This is a genomic window from Marinobacter sp. AC-23 (assembly GCF_001858325.1).
Taxonomy (GTDB): Bacteria; Pseudomonadota; Gammaproteobacteria; order Pseudomonadales; family Oleiphilaceae; genus Marinobacter.
Genome location: NZ_MBPP01000001.1, coordinates 187,231 through 204,902, shown reverse-complemented (window position 1 = coordinate 204,902; position 17,672 = coordinate 187,231). Strand labels below are relative to the sequence as shown.

The 17,672-nt window shown below is 53.6% G+C and carries 16 protein-coding genes and 1 pseudogene; 9 read left to right on the top strand and 8 right to left on the bottom strand.

The window, feature by feature from the left end:
• Positions 1-31: 31 nt before the first annotated feature.
• The 6 genes from BCA33_RS00925 (at position 32) to BCA33_RS20610 (ending at position 6,815) form a co-directional block, all read left to right on the top strand.
• Positions 32-946: an ABC transporter substrate-binding protein gene (locus BCA33_RS00925; protein WP_254774070.1), complete on the top strand. Its 915-nt coding sequence runs from the start codon at positions 32-34 to the stop codon at positions 944-946.
• Positions 943-2,991 (top strand): iron ABC transporter permease, encoded by a 2,049-nt coding sequence (locus BCA33_RS21020; protein WP_083394593.1) that lies wholly within the window; start codon positions 943-945, stop codon positions 2,989-2,991. Before BCA33_RS00925 ends, BCA33_RS21020 begins: the two co-directional genes overlap by 4 nt.
• Positions 2,992-3,023: 32 nt before the next feature.
• Entirely contained in the window at positions 3,024-3,821 is a 798-nt protein-coding gene (locus tag BCA33_RS00910) for an ABC transporter ATP-binding protein (protein ID WP_071262937.1), read from the top strand.
• An 18-nt stretch (positions 3,822-3,839) separates the two neighbouring features.
• Positions 3,840-5,555, top strand: coding sequence for a YdiU family protein (locus tag BCA33_RS00905; RefSeq protein ID WP_071262936.1), 1,716 nt, complete (start codon positions 3,840-3,842; stop codon positions 5,553-5,555).
• A 115-nt stretch (positions 5,556-5,670) separates the two neighbouring features.
• Positions 5,671-6,522: an FAD-dependent monooxygenase gene (locus tag BCA33_RS20615; RefSeq protein ID WP_071262934.1), complete on the top strand. Its 852-nt coding sequence runs from the start codon at positions 5,671-5,673 to the stop codon at positions 6,520-6,522.
• The gene (locus BCA33_RS20610) at positions 6,453-6,815 is read left to right on the top strand and encodes an NAD(P)/FAD-dependent oxidoreductase (RefSeq protein WP_254774069.1); all 363 of its coding nucleotides are present in this window, start codon (positions 6,453-6,455) and stop codon (positions 6,813-6,815) included. Before BCA33_RS20615 ends, BCA33_RS20610 begins: the two co-directional genes overlap by 70 nt.
• Before the next feature lie 66 nt (positions 6,816-6,881).
• On the opposite strand, the gene BCA33_RS00890 is transcribed toward BCA33_RS20610, so the two are convergent.
• Positions 6,882-7,772 (bottom strand): tyrosine-type recombinase/integrase, encoded by an 891-nt coding sequence (locus BCA33_RS00890; RefSeq protein ID WP_254774068.1) that lies wholly within the window; start codon positions 7,770-7,772, stop codon positions 6,882-6,884.
• Between the two features lie 469 nt (positions 7,773-8,241).
• Positions 8,242-8,691 carry a DUF1499 domain-containing protein gene (locus tag BCA33_RS00885; RefSeq protein ID WP_083394591.1) on the bottom strand — a complete coding sequence of 150 codons (450 nt, stop codon included), beginning with the start codon at positions 8,689-8,691 and terminating at the stop codon, positions 8,242-8,244.
• Positions 8,692-8,969: 278 nt separating this feature from the next.
• Between BCA33_RS00885 and BCA33_RS00880 the strand changes: the two genes are divergently transcribed.
• A complete protein-coding gene (locus tag BCA33_RS00880) occupies positions 8,970-9,527 on the top strand; it encodes an NADPH-dependent FMN reductase (protein WP_071262930.1) in 558 nt (185 codons plus the stop codon).
• 54 nt (positions 9,528-9,581) lie between these two features.
• On the opposite strand, the pseudogene BCA33_RS00875 reads toward BCA33_RS00880, so the two are convergent.
• Both BCA33_RS00875 and BCA33_RS00870 read right to left on the bottom strand, forming a co-directional pair.
• A pseudogene (locus BCA33_RS00875) lies at positions 9,582-11,017 on the bottom strand (malate:quinone oxidoreductase).
• A gap of 180 nt (positions 11,018-11,197) precedes the next feature.
• Positions 11,198-11,872, bottom strand: a complete 675-nt coding sequence (locus BCA33_RS00870; RefSeq protein ID WP_254774067.1) for a LysE family translocator — start codon at positions 11,870-11,872, stop codon at positions 11,198-11,200.
• An 84-nt stretch (positions 11,873-11,956) separates the two neighbouring features.
• On the opposite strand from BCA33_RS00870, the gene BCA33_RS00865 reads away from it, so the two are divergent.
• Positions 11,957-12,766 carry an alpha/beta fold hydrolase gene (locus BCA33_RS00865; protein ID WP_071262929.1) on the top strand — a complete coding sequence of 270 codons (810 nt, stop codon included), beginning with the start codon at positions 11,957-11,959 and terminating at the stop codon, positions 12,764-12,766.
• 42 nt (positions 12,767-12,808) lie between these two features.
• Here the strand turns inward: BCA33_RS00865 and BCA33_RS00860 are convergent, their stop codons facing one another.
• Together BCA33_RS00860 and BCA33_RS00855 are read right to left on the bottom strand one after the other, a co-directional pair.
• Positions 12,809-13,432: an ATP-dependent zinc protease gene (locus BCA33_RS00860; RefSeq protein ID WP_071262928.1), complete on the bottom strand. Its 624-nt coding sequence runs from the start codon at positions 13,430-13,432 to the stop codon at positions 12,809-12,811.
• Complete coding sequence (locus tag BCA33_RS00855) at positions 13,429-14,004, bottom strand: ACP phosphodiesterase (RefSeq protein ID WP_071262927.1); 576 nt, start codon at positions 14,002-14,004, stop codon at positions 13,429-13,431. Before BCA33_RS00855 ends, BCA33_RS00860 begins: the two co-directional genes overlap by 4 nt.
• A gap of 249 nt (positions 14,005-14,253) precedes the next feature.
• Here BCA33_RS00855 and BCA33_RS00850 point away from each other — a divergent pair, with 249 nt between their 5' ends.
• Positions 14,254-15,666, top strand: a complete 1,413-nt coding sequence (locus tag BCA33_RS00850) for a TrkH family potassium uptake protein (RefSeq protein ID WP_071263241.1) — start codon at positions 14,254-14,256, stop codon at positions 15,664-15,666.
• A gap of 23 nt (positions 15,667-15,689) precedes the next feature.
• Here BCA33_RS00850 and BCA33_RS00845 read toward each other — a convergent pair whose 3' ends face one another.
• On the bottom strand, positions 15,690-16,349 hold the full coding sequence (locus BCA33_RS00845; protein WP_071262925.1) for an alpha/beta hydrolase: 660 nt from the start codon (positions 16,347-16,349) through the stop codon (positions 15,690-15,692).
• Positions 16,350-16,384: 35 nt separating this feature from the next.
• Positions 16,385-17,578, bottom strand: coding sequence for a 1-acyl-sn-glycerol-3-phosphate acyltransferase (locus BCA33_RS00840; protein ID WP_071262924.1), 1,194 nt, complete (start codon positions 17,576-17,578; stop codon positions 16,385-16,387).
• Positions 17,579-17,672: the final 94 nt, after the last annotated feature.

The window sequence follows — 17,672 nt, the reverse complement described above, 5'->3', positions numbered from 1 at the left end:
CCCCAAGACATGCCCAAGCTTTTGGCGCCGATTGGCCCTATCAATAATCTGGGTCTTTATTGCAGTTCCTGTACTGACTCAGGCTGCCACCAGCTCCGTTATACTCACCGACGACCGGGGTAAAACCATTGAGTTGACGCAGCCCGCCACGAGACCGGCTGCCATCTCAACGTTTGGTGCGGACGTGGCAAAAGCCTTAGGCATTCAGCCTGTAGCGATCACGAATTTTGGTCTGGAAGGGGCGCCTGCCTACCTGGGGCCTGATATGAATAAAGTACCCAGTCTGGGACCGCGGCATCAGCCTAACCTGGAACGATTGTCCCGCATTGCACCGGACCTGGTGTTTGCCATCCGACGCTATACCGAAAAGGATGGCCCCCAAATTGAAGCCATCGCACCCATGGTGGCGCTGGATCTCATTACTCTACAAGACAGCCTGCATGCTGTGGCACTGGCTGGCGATGCTTTTGGCCGCTCCAAGCAGGCGCAGCAAATTAATGAGCAGTTTCTTGCGCGACTGGAAAGTCTAGCGGCCCAGAGCCCTGGCGGTCGTACTGTTGCTATTCTTTCCAGCGGTGGAGAAACGCCTTTTGTTTATTACGATCACTTTCTGACGGCGGCGCTGCTGGAGCGTCTGCATCTTGATAATGTGGGTGGGCCACCACCCAATCCCGATTCAGGTATTCCGCTGGGTTATCGCATCAGCCTGGAAACACTTTTGACCCTGAACCCGGATGTCATTTTTTTGCTACCGAGTAACCGCCGGCGGGGTTTTACCCTAAACCCGGTTTGGCCCTATCTGCAGGCTGTAAAGAACGATCAGGTGTTTGAGGTTGGTCAACACTGGAAGGAGAGTGCCGGGCCTATCGCACGATCTCTGGTGCTTGACGATATGACGCGCCTGCTGTTCCCGGATACCACTCCGGTCAAGACCTCGTTGCGATGAGGCGGGCTTCCACCGAAACCAACATCACGCCTATCTATAGCGCGACGATATTGGTGATCGCTGCGCTTTTTTTGATAGGTTTGTTGTCCGGCCAACAGTGGACCACCCCGGAAACGCTCTGGAGTGTTTTGCAAGGGCAGGGCAGCATTATTGAGCGAGTCAGTGTGCTGGAGCTTCGCTTACCTCGCAATCTCCTCGCCATGCTGGGGGGCGCAGCTCTCGGGGCGGCCGGAGCTATCATGCAAGGGGTCACCCGAAATTCGCTGGCCTCACCAGGGCTGACGGGAGTGATTGCCGCGGCAGCTTTTGGAGTGGTGGGTACGCAGACGTTCTTTACTCCCGATGCCTTGTGGCTGCCGGTCATTTCGCTTTGCGGTGGACTTCTGGGTGGCATGCTGACATTTGTTATTGCTGGTCGCGGCAGGCTCCAGCCCGAGCGGGTTGTGCTTGCCGGCATTGCGGTCACTGCATTATGCACGGCTCTGACAACAGGCACTTTATTGGTATCCGGCTCCGAAGCGGCTGAACTTTACTACTGGCTCGCAGGTAGCCTGATGGGGCGGGGCTGGCTACAGCTCAAACTGGTCGCTGTGTGGCTTATTTTGCCTTTAGTGGCAGTGCTTCTGCTACGCCGGCCTTTTCGGGTGCTGCAGCTTGATGACGAACTGGCGCTGGCCATGGGGTTGGCTGTCGGGCGCTGGCGGCTGCTGTTTCTGGTACTGGCGCTGATCATGGCCGCCGCTCTGGTTTCTGTGACGGGCCCGGTCATCTTTATTGGCTTGGTTGCGCCTCATATCGCGCGGCGCCTGATTCGCAACCAGTTTCAACACTGGTTGCCATTGAGCGCGCTACTGGGAGGGCTACTGTTATTGGCGGCCGACACCTTGGCACGGCAACTGGCATTTCCGCAGGAGTTGCCTGTGGGGATGTTGACGGCATTGATTGGTGCGCCCTGGTTGCTGTATTTACTCAACTCCCGTGAGCCTGCCCATGTTGCTAACACCAGAGAGCCTCATAAAAAGCCGTTGCTGCAGCGAACAACGATTTTGTTCTGGCTTGGGTGCGGGCTTATTTTTCTGACGCCCTGGCTGGGCCTGCAGTTTGGCGCCACGGACCTGAGCTGGCAGCAAGTTCTCGCCGGGTTGCTGGGAGAGGGCTCAAGTCACGTTGAGCGCGTGGTGATGGACCTGCGTTTACCCCGGACTCTGATTGGCCTGGTGATCGGCATTCACTTCGCTTTGTCCGGTTGGCTATTGCAATTGCTTACCCGAAATCCGCTGGCAGAAGCGGGCATACTTGGCATTTCCGGCGGTGCCAGTCTGGTGGCTGTGGCCGCCTTTGTGGTGGGTGACTGGATTCAGTCGGGCGACAATCCTTACGGCGGGATTCCCTTTGCCCTTCAGTATTTACCGCTGTTGGCCATGCTCGGTGGTTTGCTGGCCGCACTGGCCGTCTATGGCTTGAGCCTACGTAACGGAGGGCTCTCTCCGGTGAAGTTGACTCTGACGGGGGCGGTATTGGCTGGCATGCTTCACGCACTGACCACCGGCGGCCTGGCATTTTGGGGGCACGCACACACCGAACTGGTGGCGCAATGGCTGGCGGGCTCACTGTACGGCACTACCTGGGCGCACCTGGAGGCGCTGCTACCCTGGACAGCACTAGGAATGATCGGCGTGTTGATTTTGTTGCGGCCACTTAGCGCTATGCAACTGGAAGACGAGCAGGCACGCAGCCTCGGGCTTAATCTGAATCGTTGGCGCGCCATCGCCCTGGTGGTGGCAGCGCTGATGGCGGCAAGCGCTGTGGGCATTGTTGGCCCAGTGGGGTTTATCGGGTTATTGGTGCCCCATATCAGCCGACGTCTGGCCGGCTCAGGTCTGTTGGTTCAGTTCCTGATGTGCACGGCATTGGGGGCCACCCTGGCTGTTGTTGCCGATACGTTAGGGCGTACTATTTTCGCGCCTTATGAGTTGCCCGTTGGTGTGGTGTCGGCTGCACTGGGTGTGCCATTTTTTCTTTATTTGCTATCCCGTCAGCCGTAATGCGTCATCCGAAAAAGCCCCAGGAACAAGTTATGTTACGTACTGATCGACTCACTCTTGCATACGGCAGTAGCGACGTAGTGCACGAGCTATCACTGGCAATTCCAACAGGCGAGATCAGCTGCCTGGTTGGCCCTAACGGATCAGGCAAAAGTACGTTGCTTAAAGGGCTTGCAGGATTAATAGCCCCACGCCAGGGCGAAGTATTGCTCGAGGAGCAGCCCTTGTCTTTGTGGAGCCGCAACGAACTGGCGCTTCGTCTGGCCATGTTGCCGCAGAAACCCATCGTGCCCGAAGGTATTCTTGTGAGGGACCTGGTCGCGCTGGGCCGTTTCCCCCACCGAAAATGGTGGCAACGTGATGGGCGAGAAGACCGCGAAGCATGCCAGCAAGCCATGTATATGACCGGTGTGGAGGCGCTTGCGGAACGTCCGGTAGCGTCGTTATCCGGAGGGCAGCAACAGCGCGTGTGGATCGCCATGGCGCTGGCACAGCAGACTGACATTCTATTGCTGGATGAGCCTACAACCTATCTGGACTGGGGATATCAGCTAGAAGTACTGGAACTTCTGGTCGAACTCAATAAAAGTCGCGGCCTGACCGTGATTATGTCCTTGCATGATCTGAATCAGGCCGCTCAATTTGCCGATCATGTAATGGTACTGGAGAATGGGCAGATAGAAGCCGCAGGCACGCCGGGACAAGTGATTACAGAGACTCTACTCGCTCAGGTTTTCAGAGTTAGAGGGGTCGTATCACTGAATGCTGAAGGGCGACCCTTTTGCATGGGCCACGGCACATCAGATCCTGATCGGCCTTGTCGCGCTTGACGTATGAGAGGAACCCTTATGATAAAGCGACAGCAACAGGAAACATCCCCTATGGTCGAGACCCTCGACGATCTCGCGACGTTGGCAAATTATTCGCTCGTGGATACTCTCAACTGCGACCCTGACGCGAAAGCAGACGGGCGCGATTACGCGCCGCGACAAGTCTTTACGGGCCACTATGTCCCCGTCACTCCGACGCCAATCGAAAACCCCGAGTACGTCGCGCATAGCAAAAACCTGTTTCGCGAACTGGGCTTCGCCGACAGCATGGCGCAGTCGGCGGATTTCGTTCGGATGTTTTCCGGCGACATCGCATTCGTTCCGGAGCCGATGCGCAAGGTCGGTTGGGCGTGTGGCTACGCACTTTCCATCTTCGGCACCGAATACAACCAGCAGTGCCCGTTCCAAACCGGCAACGGATACGGCGACGGTCGCGCAATTTCGGTACTTGAGGCCGTCATCAACGGTCGACGCTGGGAAATGCAGCTAAAAGGTGGCGGCCGAACGCCATACTGCCGCGGCGCGGACGGTCGGGCTGTTCTGCGATCGAGTGTTCGGGAGTTCCTGGCACAGGAGCATATGCACGCGCTCGGAGTGCCTACGTCACGGTCGCTGAGTTTGTACGTTTCGAAAACGGAGAGAGTCAGGCGGCCATGGTATTCACAGGGCTCGCATTCGAGAGACCCAGACATACTTATATCAGAGCCGGTCGCCATCTCGACGCGCGTCGCACCGTCGTTCATTCGGGTTGGCCAACTCGAGCTCTTCGGTCGCCGCGCTCGCAAGAAAGAACACCCGCAAGCGATGGAAGAGCTTGAGAAGATCGTGTTGCACTTGATCGATCGTGAGTACGCAGACGTCATCGACCAAGAGCTAACCACCCCCGAAAAAGTGTTGTTACTTGCGCGCGAATTTCTCAACCGACTCACCTCGCTGGTGGCGAACTGGATTCGCGTTGGCTACTGCCAGGGCAACTTCAACAGTGACAACTGTGCGGCCGGCGGCTTCACACTCGACTACGGCCCATTCGGATTCTGCGAGGTGTTCGATCCGCACTACCAGCCATGGACCGGTGGCGGACATCATTTTGCATTCCTGAATCAACCGGCAGCAGCAGAACGCAACTTCCACATGTTTTGTACGGCATTGCTGCCGTTGCTGGCGACGCATCCGGACACTCAGCGCCAACTCGACGCGATTCGAAGTGATTTCCCAAAGGTGATGCAAGCACAAATGGAAAAGATGTGGGCTGCCAAGCTTGGACTTGGCGCGTTTAACACGGCGTTGTTTAGCGAACTCTTAACGCTAATGGAACAAACGCCTGTTGATTACACCGTGTTCTTCCGCGAGCTTTCGACGGTGCCGGACGACATTGGCCCGCTGAAAAAAAGCTTCTACAAGAGTTCGGCTTATAGTGTAGACCCCGAAGGAATCGACAAGCGATGGTCCGAATGGCTCACAAAATGGAAGTCGCTCACTCAACCTAGCTCTCGCGAGGAGCTTTCTCGGCAGATGAAGCTCGTCAATCCAAAGTACAGTTTGCGGGAGTGGTTGGTTGTGCCTGCGTATCAGCAAGCGGCTACGGGGAACTATTCTTTAATTCGAGAGCTGCAGGAAGTCATGACGCAGCCATACGCCGAGCAAGCTGAGGATGTGGAGGGGAAATACTATAGGCTGAAGCCGTCGGAGTTCTTTGAGCTTGGTGGATCGTCGCATCTTAGCTGTTCGTCGTAATTGCGCTTATATTTTCCGCGATCAATCAATCGATAGAACGCATTGAACAACTAGAGAACGTCTCCTCGTTTGCGACTAAACTGGGTAGTGAGAAAACTGTTTCGGGAGGATACCGATGCCGGCACTACCTGAACAATCGCCTGATATTCTCATCGTTGGCGCTGGCCCCGTGGGCCTGGCGGCGGCATTGTTTCTCGACAGCCACGGAGTTGGCGTCCGTCTCATCGACAAGGGTAATAATTCGAGTACCACCTCACGAGCGCAAATCGTCAATCCCCGGTCCTTGGAACTGCTCGAGGAGAACGGCGTCGCCGCCAAAATCCTGAAGGAATCGCGAGACGTACTCGGCGTGCGTTTCTACGAAGACTGGAAGCCTGTTGCGGCGTTGGATTTCACGGATATCCCTTCACGTTACAAGATGGCAGCGATCCCGCAGGCGCGCACCGAGGCACTGCTTGCCGAAGCGTTGGCGTTGCGTGGCATCGCCCCGGAACGTGGCCGGGAGTTTATCAGCCTGAAACAAACCGGCGAAGCTGTGAGCACGCTAGTCTCCAGCGAACAGTCGGGCGAAGAAACCATCGTATCCCGGATCGTTCTGGGTACAGATGGCGCGCACAGCCCGACCCGTGCGGCAATCGGAGCTGATTGGGTGGGGCACGGCTTCCCGGAGTCCTGGCCACTTTACGACATATACCTCGATGATCCCCTTGATCGCGATCATGCACATGTGCTGTTCGTCGATGATGGCTCGTATTCATGCTATGTATCGAGCCAGGGCTTTGGCGGGTCTTCGGCAATGTTCCCGATCTGCTCGATCATCTTCCGGCAGGCTCAAACCCCGGCGCGGTTGAGTGGCAATCGTCGTTTCATATTGGCGACAAGCTGGCAGAGAACATCGTGGTCGGCCGTGTCGCGCTCGCTGGAGATGCGGCCCATATCCATTCGCCGGTCGGTGCGCGAGGCATGAATCTTGGCATTGAGGACGCCTATGTGTTCGCGGCTTGCGCGGCGGACGCGCTCGGCGGCAATTGGGAACGGCTAAACGACTACGCGCGGTTACGTCATCCCGTCCATCGTGAGGTTGTCAGCCGCATGGACAAGCTGACCACCTTGGCACGGGGCCGGCCGAAGTGGATGGCCCTGTTGCGTCATTACCTCATTCCGGGCATGACGCGCTTTGGCCCGGTGGCGCACCGGATGTGTGACTTCATCACGGGGTTAGACGAGCCTACCCGCACCAACATCGATCGGCTGTTCTAGCCGGTGGTGGCAGGAATGTGAATAGGGGAGAGGGGCTCGGTGTTCCACCAGCTATAGTTGCGGGATCTATATTGACCGGCCCCGCCCCTCAAAGCGCTTTCGGGCCTGGTCTGAGTTCACATACACAGATTCCGTAAAAGCCGCACTGGCGTGTCCCAGCTCCTCACTAATATGACGTATATCCGCACCAGATTCGATCGCCTGGCTGGCTCCCGTATGGCGCAGATAGTGTGTTTCCGACTTAATGGCTTCATACTGGCTGGCCTCTTCCATAAAGCCGTGATCCCGCATTCGCTCTACGGTCAACATCACCGCTTGTTCGTAAATACGCTGAACCTGTCGCTTGCCCAGTGCATTGCCGTGGCTTGAGGGAATAATCGGGTTGCGTTCGTTTTGCTCGGGCATGGTTCCAGGTAACCCAAGATACGTGCGCCAGCGCCTGAGGTAGGGGAGGTAGGCATCAGGCAGGGTGACAGAACGGGCCTTGTCGCCCTTACCAAACACAAAGTAAGACCAGTATTCTTCACCCTGAATCACCTTGCGCCGGAAATCCCCGAATACTGGAATGCGCTCGGCACCGTCCTCGAGTGGTCGTGGAGCCAGCTCCCCGACGCGCAAAAACAATGATTTCATGGTGACGACAACAAAGAGATGTCGTTCGTATTTAGAGTTTTGCGCAGCGGCCTCCGTTACGGTTTCCAGAAAATAGGCCCATTGCCAGTCAGTCAAACGGCGCACATCGGCCTCGACGTCGTTAGACAGTTGTGGCTTTGCTTTACGATCACGTTTTCGCACTTCATCAAGCGGGTTCGATAACAGGTATTGCTGTGAAACCAGAAACTTGAAGAAGGTTTGCAGAGCGGTTCGACTGGCATTCAAGCTGGCCTGGCTGGCGCTGTACGTTGGGTTGTCATCCTTCGATCGCAAGGCAAACGGCCGCCATACATGATTCGGCACACGAAGGCGCCCGAATCCGTAAAAGCAGCAAATACGCCGCGACTTATCCAGGACTTAGGCGGATTTTTCAACGTTTTAAAGTAGGCGGAAACCACATCAGAATCCGTTTGTGACAGCGTTCGCCCAGACGTAACCCACAAATAATTAAGAAAACGCTGAACTTCACTACGAAATCGCGTAAACGTGCCTGCAACATCGGAATACCGTAGAAGAAACTGACGGCTGATCTCATAATCCTGACGAAGCAGGCCAGTTGCCTGGGGAAGCGTCCCAAGAAACTGCGGTATTGATGGGTGACAATGAAAGTCCGCAAGGTCTTCGAGATAGCTCGTAGTATCGAACAGTGGATGACCCGTGAATGATCTGGACACGTGAGGCCTTGATTGATTGGGGATTTCTGGGGAGAGTATATCTACATGGTAAAAATGTCCAATACTCCTAAATATTGGACATTAGGTATTAGGCGGTCTTAGTCGATGGCAATGCCGCGTTCCACAAGGCGGCTCCTCAGTAACTCGACTCTGCGTCGATTCACTCCCAGATCGTAGAACCCAATAAGGGATTGAGATCTTACGTTCAAGTGTTGCTTGTCTGAAGCTACTAATAGTTCGAGATAATCCGGGAAGCCAAACAAATCGCTGCGACAGGTGATATCTGCATAGCCAAATCGCGCGCTGTCGAGCGAAGCACCAGGCAATTCGATCGCCACGGCTTTAATAAGCTCCCAGGAAGACTGATTCAATGGTTCGGCTAAACGAATAGGCGCTACGGAATAGAGACCCATGGTAGATGTGCTCGATACACAGTTTAAAAACGGTGGGCAACCGTCCAGGCTGAACTGGGTGCCTGAAGGTGGCACATTACCGGTAGATGCGCATCCTGTGAGTAAGAGTATTGAGATAGCCACAAAATAACGCATAACGGTGAGAAGCTCCTGTATCGGGCCAGCTAGGAATAAAGGTGTTTATGCCGGTATCTTGCACCACTGGTTCCTGAACAAACAACTCCATCTTGCTATCCGCTACTGCGCATAATGTATATTATGTTAAATCACATATTCGATTCCCTAATATTAATAGCCGGCAGTTTGGCGAAGCGCTACCGATCCATCGTCGCCGGGCCGGTTTAAGGTTCAACATGCAATAGACAGGTATAGGATGGTAAGCTCGAAAATTGGCTGCCCAAGGAGATCTTTCGATGAAACTAACCATCATTCTCACCAGCACCCGCCCAGGACGGGTTGGCAAAACCGTTGCGGACTGGTTTCACAACTATGCTAAAGCAAACCCCTCCGGGTTCGAGATCGGGTTCGCAGATCTCGAAGAAGTGAACCTGCCGCTGCTGGACGAACCCAATCACCCAGCCATGAAGAAATACGAACACGAGCACACCAAGCGCTGGTCTGAGATCATCGATAGCTCGGATGCGTTCATCTTTGTGTTGCCGGAGTATAACTATTCCGCACCGCCCTCTTTCGTTAACGCGGTTGATTACCTGTACAAGGAATGGAACTACAAGCCAGCCGGCTTCGTGAGCTATGGCGGCGTATCAGGCGGTATTCGCTCGACCGAGACGGCCAAGCACCTTCTGTCGACGCTTGAAATGGTACCAATCAAGCAACAGGTGATGATCCCGATGGTGTCGGATCACCTCGTGGATGACACGTTCAAGCCAACGGAGATTCATGAGAAGAGCGCGCAGACTATGCTAGAAGCTATGGCCCGCTGGGCCACAGCCCTGCAAAATATGCGCTGAGGCTTGCGTTTTATGATGTCCATGTCGAACAAGGTTCGACTACTGGTTGATTTGTTATCCGAGCGCTTTGGGCTGGATTATTCCTAATTGTTTGTTAACCGCATCGCGAATCTCCCGGTAACGGTCGGGATGGCTGATTAGTGTGTCCAGGTCACTCTCGGGGAAAATCTGACTTTTCTTTATCTTGGCGCCTTCTTCAGAAAAAATAGACGGTAACAATTGCTCCAGGCAGCGCAACATCACCTCTGGTGACACCGACGCCCCTGGCGATGCCCCTAATAAAGTCCCATAAGTCTTGTCCTTGGAGACAAGGATTTCTGTGCCCATCTGCAAATCCCGGTCTTTGATGATTTGCACCCGCTGGCCAGCTTCAATCGGTTTCCAGTCAAACCGTTTGCTTAAGCCCGGAGCAAAGCTCTCAAGCTCTTCAAACATGCTTTTTTCGCCTTTGAAGGTCTCTGAAATCAGATATCTAACCAGGTGGGAATGCCTTAACGCGACATTCAGTAAGCCGGGGATATCATGTAGCGAATTGAGCCAAGGTAATCAAAAAATCCACGGCCTTTCTCGAGGAGGGGTTTAAACGACGCGAAAGGACCAAACAGCAAATAGTGCTTGCCCTCCACTGCTCGCAAATCCAGGTGCGGAACAGACATGGGAGGTGCGCCAACTTTCGCCCTTCCGTAGGTCTTGGCCTTGTAAAGTTGGGCCTGCTCTTCGCTGATCGGTGCCTGCAAAAATCGACCGCCCACAGGAAAGCCGGTATACCGACTCCGAAACGGCAAGTGACTCTTTTTCAATAATGGAAATGCGCCCCCACCAGCACCTACAAAGAGCACATCCGCCTTATATTCAACCGGATCCCCTTTGGTATCAGCGCTGATAATCCAGCGCCCGGTGGGGCTGCGGTACGCGCGCTTAACATGTGTACCGTATTCGATTTTAACGCCCAAGCTATGCTCGGCATGTGCTGCCATTTGCTCCGTTAGAGACCCGAAGTTGACGTCCGTGCCTGTTTCAATAACGGTAGCTGCCATTTTCTCATGGCGAGGGCGTCCGTCCATGGTGAAGGGAATCCAACTTTTAATTTCATCAAAGTCTTCTGAGTAGCGCATGTGTTCAAAAAAGTGATGAACCGACATTTCCTCGAAGCGCAATTTCAGTTCTTCAATCGAGGATTCGGAAACAAGAGTGCAGTGCTTGGTCTGATTAATGAATGTTTTAGGTTGTTTAACGGCACCCTTCTCTACCAAGTAAGCCCAAAACTGCTTGGCAACGTTGAACTGAGCATGGATTTTCAGGGCTTTCTCAAGCGAAATGACCTCTCCATCCACTGGCGTATAGTTAAGCTCGCAGTTTGCTTCGTGCCCCGTACCGGCGTTGTTGAAGGCCCATGAGTTGCCGGCACCCGCAGCGTCCAGCCTCTCCAGGATCGTGATATCCAGATCCGGGGCCAGCTCTTTTGCCAAGGTGGCAAAGGTTGTTCCCATTATCCCCGCGCCGATGATAACTATTTTCATAACGTCGATCCGCCAGTTTCAATGTTCAGATATTAGTCAGCAGAGCCGCCTGCCTGAAAAGGCCTTCTGGCTCGAACGTACCATGCTTCCAGCATACCCCGGAAACTTACCACATGCCTTTCTCATAACTTGCCATGGCAATTTCTATCACTAGCCAAGCGCCAGCCACACTCCCACCAGCACCATCAAACTGCCAGAAATTCGATTGGCCACACGTACACTGCCCCCTTTACTCAACACTCGGCGCAGCGTTCGCCCGCCATGGGCGTATAACTGCAAACATAAAAACTCCAGCGTGAGAATAATCAGCACCAATGCCACTAGCTGGGGTGTCATTGGCAAAGAACTGTCTATAAAAGGCGGTAGCAACGCAATAAAAAATGCCCAGCCTTTGGGGTTGGCGATGGCCGTAACAAAGCCTTGGGCTGCCAATTCCCAGCGGGAAGCCGTAACCGGCTCTGCGCCAACCTCAGGCATGGCCATCTTGCCTCGAGAGCGCCACATTTGGATGCCTAACCAAATCAGGTAAGCACCACCGGCGTACTTGAAGAGCTCAAACGCTGTTGGGTATTGCAGCATAAACGTCGCGACGCCTACCGCAGAGGTGGCTGCCACAATCCCTACCCCTAACAGCTCCCCTGTCATCATCCACATGGCCCGCCGTACACCTACGGTAATACCCAAAGATAGCGCCAGAGTCATGCACATACCTGGTGTGATCGACACAACAAAAAAGGTCGGGATAAACGCGGATAGCAAAGAAATGTTCAAAAAGGACACGGTGATGTACTCGGAAACAGTGAAGACAGATACAGCAAAATCCATGGTAGTCCATTCACTACTTTCATCACAATCGGTCCTGAACTATCTTGTTCGCTAATTATCTGTTCCCGATGGGGGTCAAAACCAATGCTTTCGATCGCAACTCACGAAGATTACGTGTCTACCTCTGCCGGTAATCTCTATGTAAAAAGCTGGGGGCCTGCTGCTGCAGATTCCAGCTCTTCTGCGTTAGCACCTGTGGTGCTGTTTCACGACTCCCTGGGAAGCGTTGAGCTTTGGAGAGAATTTCCGAAACAGCTAGCGATTTCGTTAGGTCGTAAGGTCATCGCGTACGATCGGCCTGGGTTCGGTAAATCGTATCCGCGCACGGACAAGCTAGAAGCAGACTTTATTATTAACGAAGCCAGCGGCCCGTTTGCCGCAATACGCGCAGAGTTTGGCATAGAGAATTTTATTGCCTTTGGACACAGCGTTGGTGGTGCCATGGCAGCGGTGTGTGCGGTTAGCTTTCCGGATCACTGTGTTGCGCTCATTACGGAAGCAGCACAAGCGTTTGTTGAGGATCGTACGGTAGACGGTATTCGGAATGCAGAACAGGTTTTTGCGCAAGACGACCAATTAGACCGCCTCAAGAAGTATCACGGCGACAAAGCTGAGTGGGTTCTGCGCGCCTGGACAGGCACCTGGCTCTCTGAAGACTTTAAGAACTGGACGCTGAAAGAGATTCTGCCAAAGGTTACCTGCCCTGTTCTCGCCATTCACGGTGAGGACGACGAATTTGGCTCAGCGTTACATCCTGAACTTTATACATCACTGCCGGCTGGCCCCTGTGTGATGGAACTGCTGCAGGATTGCGGGCATGTGCCTCACAAGGAAAAGCCGGATGTTGTGATTGCCGTGACATCGGAGTTTATTGCTCGCAATCATACTCCATGATGTTTCGGTAGACCGTCAGTAATATTAATCCTAATCCACCTGCTAGGTTGTTTCATCAGCCTTAACAATTTTTGCCTGCTGCTTTTCCACAAGCTCTTCCAGGCTCATGTACTCACACTCTTTCTTGGCGATAAAGCTGTCCGCAGAGTCGATCAATATGTTGTCGTCCCTCATAAATCGGCGCCCTAACAAGACTGGGTAGGAGAAGTTGCCGCGGTCGGTCAGTGAAAATTGGGTTTCGTGGCTGGTTCCGGCAATGCAGAAATCCATCATCACAACGTAGCGTCTTTGGGATGGCGCGCCTTTGCGCTTTATCAGCACCGTGCGCTCTACTGGTCGCTCAAGCTCAAGAATGATCTCTTCTTGGTCAATGTTGCTTTCGTCGTCCACCGGGTGATCTTTGTGGTCGGCCAGCGGAATTTGGAATTTCACCCATTTCTGTCCATCTTGCTCAAACCCTTCTACATTCACCGCGTGTAGCGATGAAGTTTTAGCGCCTGTATCCAGCCGGGCTTTTAGCCTTAGGCCTGTGTCGTTCATTACCACCCACTCTACGAAGCCGAGAGTTTCGGGAACAGTGGCATCGTTTTTTGGCGCTGTTTCTGCCAGGGTCACTGTGGGGATAATGAGCGCCGTAGCGAGTGACAAAGGGATCAGAAACTTCATTCAATTCCTCCTGCAAATGATTGTAAATCCGGAAAAAAACTTAAAAAACGTTCTTCAAGCTCTGAGTGCAGTGGCCGTATTTCTTCAATGATTCCGGCAAACGCATTATGGAAGCGGATGCGTTCAGCCACTCTGTCCAGGGCATAACCAATGTTGTCCAGATTGCGGTAGGATCCAAACCAGTCGTTGCGCACCATGTGGCGGGTTGTTCTGCTCATGGCGGGCGACATCAGGTTTTCGTTGTTCTGCAACTCGGTATACACGGTGCGTATAAAGGTGTGCTGATCGACATCGGTAAACTTGTCCCAATGGCGTAAAAGAAAGTGGTCGTAAAGAACATCCAGCGCGACTCCCGAAAACCTGCGGCGCTGTGCAGAAAAAAGTCTCTTGCTGGCCAACACATCTGGGTGTTTATCCGTAAAGCTGTCTACGGCTAAGTGATGGCGAACACCCAGCCTTACGGAATATGGGAGCGCCGCCAAATCCACGCCCCGGGTAAAATCCCCAAGAACACTACCCACTCGCGCTTCGGGCGAGTCGGGGGCAAGAAAAAGGTGTGCAAGATGGTTCAACGTTGATTTCCCGGTTAGGCCCAATGGCTATCTGTTATTAAGACTGCATCAATCTGCGCCGCTTTTCCATACGCAGAGCCGCGATAGCGCGCTTACTGACGGTGTTTTAATCCCTAGGTAATCAAGCAATAAGCCGGGAGTTACCTTGCGGATGTGTTCCCCCACAGGTATTCTGGCGCACTCTCTCGGTTCAGCTGGCTCGGGCATCCATTGAGAAACCTTTACCCTGTAATATTTATTGTAAGCATTATGTTTGTGCTGCTAAGCATATTCATGACGCTACCAGTATTTCTGATGCTCGGCTCGGAAGCGCCGAATGCGGCGTCGTTTGTGGAATCTGCCGTTATCGTTTTCAGCATTGGCATGCTGGGCATTGCCTCCACTTACCGAAAGCCCCGAGATTTGAAACCACGGTATATGTTCGTGCTTACCGTGTCGTCCTGGTTCATCATCGCGTTACTTTCTGCTCTTCCTTTTTACCTCAGTGACGACGGCATTTCTGCTGCAGATGCTTTCTTTGAGGGCGCTTCAGGCATTACTACCACAGGCGCCACTGTATTCAGCGGCCTGGACTCCATGGATAAAGACTTGCTTCTGTGGCGCTCTATTCTGCAGTGGATAGGCGGGATCGGGATAATTGGCATGTTCGTAGCCGTGCTTCCATTCTTGCGTGTTGGGGGCATGCGTTTGTTTGCCACCGAGTCTTCAGAGTGGACAGATAAAGCACTGCCCAGAATGAAAACACTCAGCCGTGGGCTGCTCTTCGTTTATCTTATATTTTCCACAACAGCAGTCTTAACCTATTGGCTGTCGGGCATGACACTGTTTGATGCCTTTAACCACGGCTTAACCAGTATTGCCACGGGTGGCTTCTCCACGTCGGATTTGAGCATGGGCAAATTCAACGATTTGATACTGGTAGAGGCTTCATTTTTCATGATGATTGGCAGCCTGCCGTTCTTCCTCTTTGTGCGTGAGCTCCATGGCCAACGGGGGGTGCTATTCAAGGATCAGCAGGTCAGACTGTTTATAACCATACTGCTGGTTATACCGGCGCTTTTAACTCTCTATCGCTGGGCTGTATCGCCGGTGCCTTTCGACCCAATTCATAATTACATATCCACTTTGTTCAACGTGACATCTGTGGTGACAACAACCGGCTACGCATCTGAGGATTACTCTGCATGGGGGCCGTTAGCGTTTGTGTTGTTTTTCTTCCTGATGTTTATCGGCGGGTGTTCTGGCTCCACGTCTGGCGGAATGAAGATTTTCCGTTTCCAGCTTTCACTGATCATACTGCGTGAGCAATTGATTCGCTTATTGCACCCGCGCGCCGTGCTGACCCGTAACTACAACGGCCGGGCGGTCAGTGACGACATTATTGCGTCGATGATCGCCTATACCTTTATCTTCCTGCTTTGCCTGTTGTTGATCACAGTATCGTTGGCCGCTATGCAGCTCGATTTTGTGACCTCTTTGACTGGTGCGCTTACCGCACTCACCAACGTAGGCCCAGGGCTGGGTGAGATCATAGGTCCTGCGGGGAACTTCGGCCCCCTGCCCGATCCTGCCAAGTGGATTCTGGCTGTTGGCATGCTGATGGGGCGGCTCGAAATTTTAAGCGTGGTGATCGTGTTTTCGCCGGCATTCTGGCGTAGCTGAATGCCGGCGTGTCTCATGGGGTTTTACAGTGCGTGTTTACGGATAAAACGCCCTATCTCCAGAACCTCCTCAAGGCACACGCTGTGCTCCATTGGGAAGGTCATATAGGCTGGCTCGTAGCCCATTTCTTTGAGCGCCTCCACGCTGCGCTCACCAAGCGCTTCGGGAACCATCGGGTCGGCCGTTCCGTGATACACGTTGATCGGAATACTTGCGTTTGCTTCTGAAGGCTGCACGGTTTTCGCCGTGGCGAAGTAGGTAGAGAGCGCCAGAATACCTGCCAACCGCTTGGGGTATGTAAGGCCTAGTTCGTAGGCAACCGCCCCACCCTGTGAGAACCCGGCAATAACAATGTTCTCGGCAGGAATGCCGCGCTCAATTTCCCGATCAACCAGTTTGCCCACGGCCCGGGAGGAATCCATCAACTGGTCGGTGTCCACAACTCGGTCAATGTCCATGGCCTTTATGTCATACCAGGCGGGCATACTCATGCCGCCGTTGATGGTTACCGGCAAATTGGGTGCGTGCGGGAATATAAATCGCACGGCAGCGTCGTCGGGCAAACCTAGCTCTGGTACTACAGGTTCAAAATCGTGACCACTGGCACCAAGCCCGTGCAACCAGATAACGGCGGCGGTTGGATTGGGCTGGGTTTCTATCTCAATATATTGAAGATCCTGCACACAGTACCTCGTTTTGAAAAGGAATATTGTCCGGGTTAATCCAGGCTGTTTTGACTGGCATTTGCATCCAGCGCGGTCTGCACCGGGTTGGCATACATGTCTAGTAGGTAGGGGCGAATAGCGGGATCACAAGCCTCCAACCTCTTGTCCATTTCGTGGCGGGCGGCCTCCATGTCTTCTGCTGACTCGTCCCCCGCAGTTACGACAGTTTCGCGCACATCTTTGAGATCCTTCGCCTCCGGGGAGTGAAGCCCTCGTTTTTCGTAGGCCACAAGGTTAGACGCGTGCAGGTGATAGTTCGCGTGTATTTCCCTGTTAATTAACCCGGCAAGCTCTTTGGCGTTCTCGGGTGCATCAACGATTGGGGATCCAAAGTGAACGTGCACATGGCCCTTAAACTCAGTGAGGCCTTTCATGATCTGCTCTGTATCTTCCCCTTCCGTCTTCTTATAGCTGCCGGCACGGGCCTTGGTTTCAAGCTCGCGGGCTTTGTCGACATCGCATGGATCGTATTCATAGGATATGGACACAGGAACGATGCGGAGTTTGTTCATGGCCTCCGCAAAGCTCAAACCGCTTTTTTTGCAGCTCATGTAGAACATTTTGATGATCGCAGGATCGGTGAAATCCCGGCCATCCTTGGCGCGCCCTTCCCGTTGGGCAATCCAGATATTCTCATTGCTTGCGATGCTGTGGTTGATGAAACCAGAAAGCGTAATGTAGGCGTCGCGCATTTCACGGGGGCTGGTCATATCTCGGCGAACGATAAAACTCTTGTTTAGCCGCATCATTTCAGCAAATACACGGTTGGCCAAGAGGTTGTCGCCAATGGCGATGCGTGTTGTGCGCAGGCCGTTACGAAATAGCAAATAGTTGATCACCATAGGATCGAACACGATATCCCGGTGATTGGATATAAGCAGATAGGCGCCCTGCTTGCTGAGGTTCTCTATGCCGCTGGTTGTTACGCGGGTGGTGGTGCTTTCAATCAATTCACCAATGTAGCCCGAAAGCCCGGCCTGCAGGTCGTCTACCTGTATGAAGTGGCCAAAGCGGCTAGCCAGCCAGCGCCGCGTAAAAAACCGCAAAGGTGCCGGGGCCCAGCGAGCCAGTAACGGCGACTTGAAGCGCCCGACCATATCCAAAAATTCCTGGTCGTTGACCAACCGTTGAATTGCCGGGCCGGTTTCTTCGTCCGAATAGGGACGGATGGCGTCAAATTCCTGCATGAATGCCCTGTTCTTGTCTGTAACCGTTGTGGTAAGCCGCGAAGCGGTAGTTTAAAACCGCGGTATTGTATCGTTTCTTCCTTGTCTTTGCCTC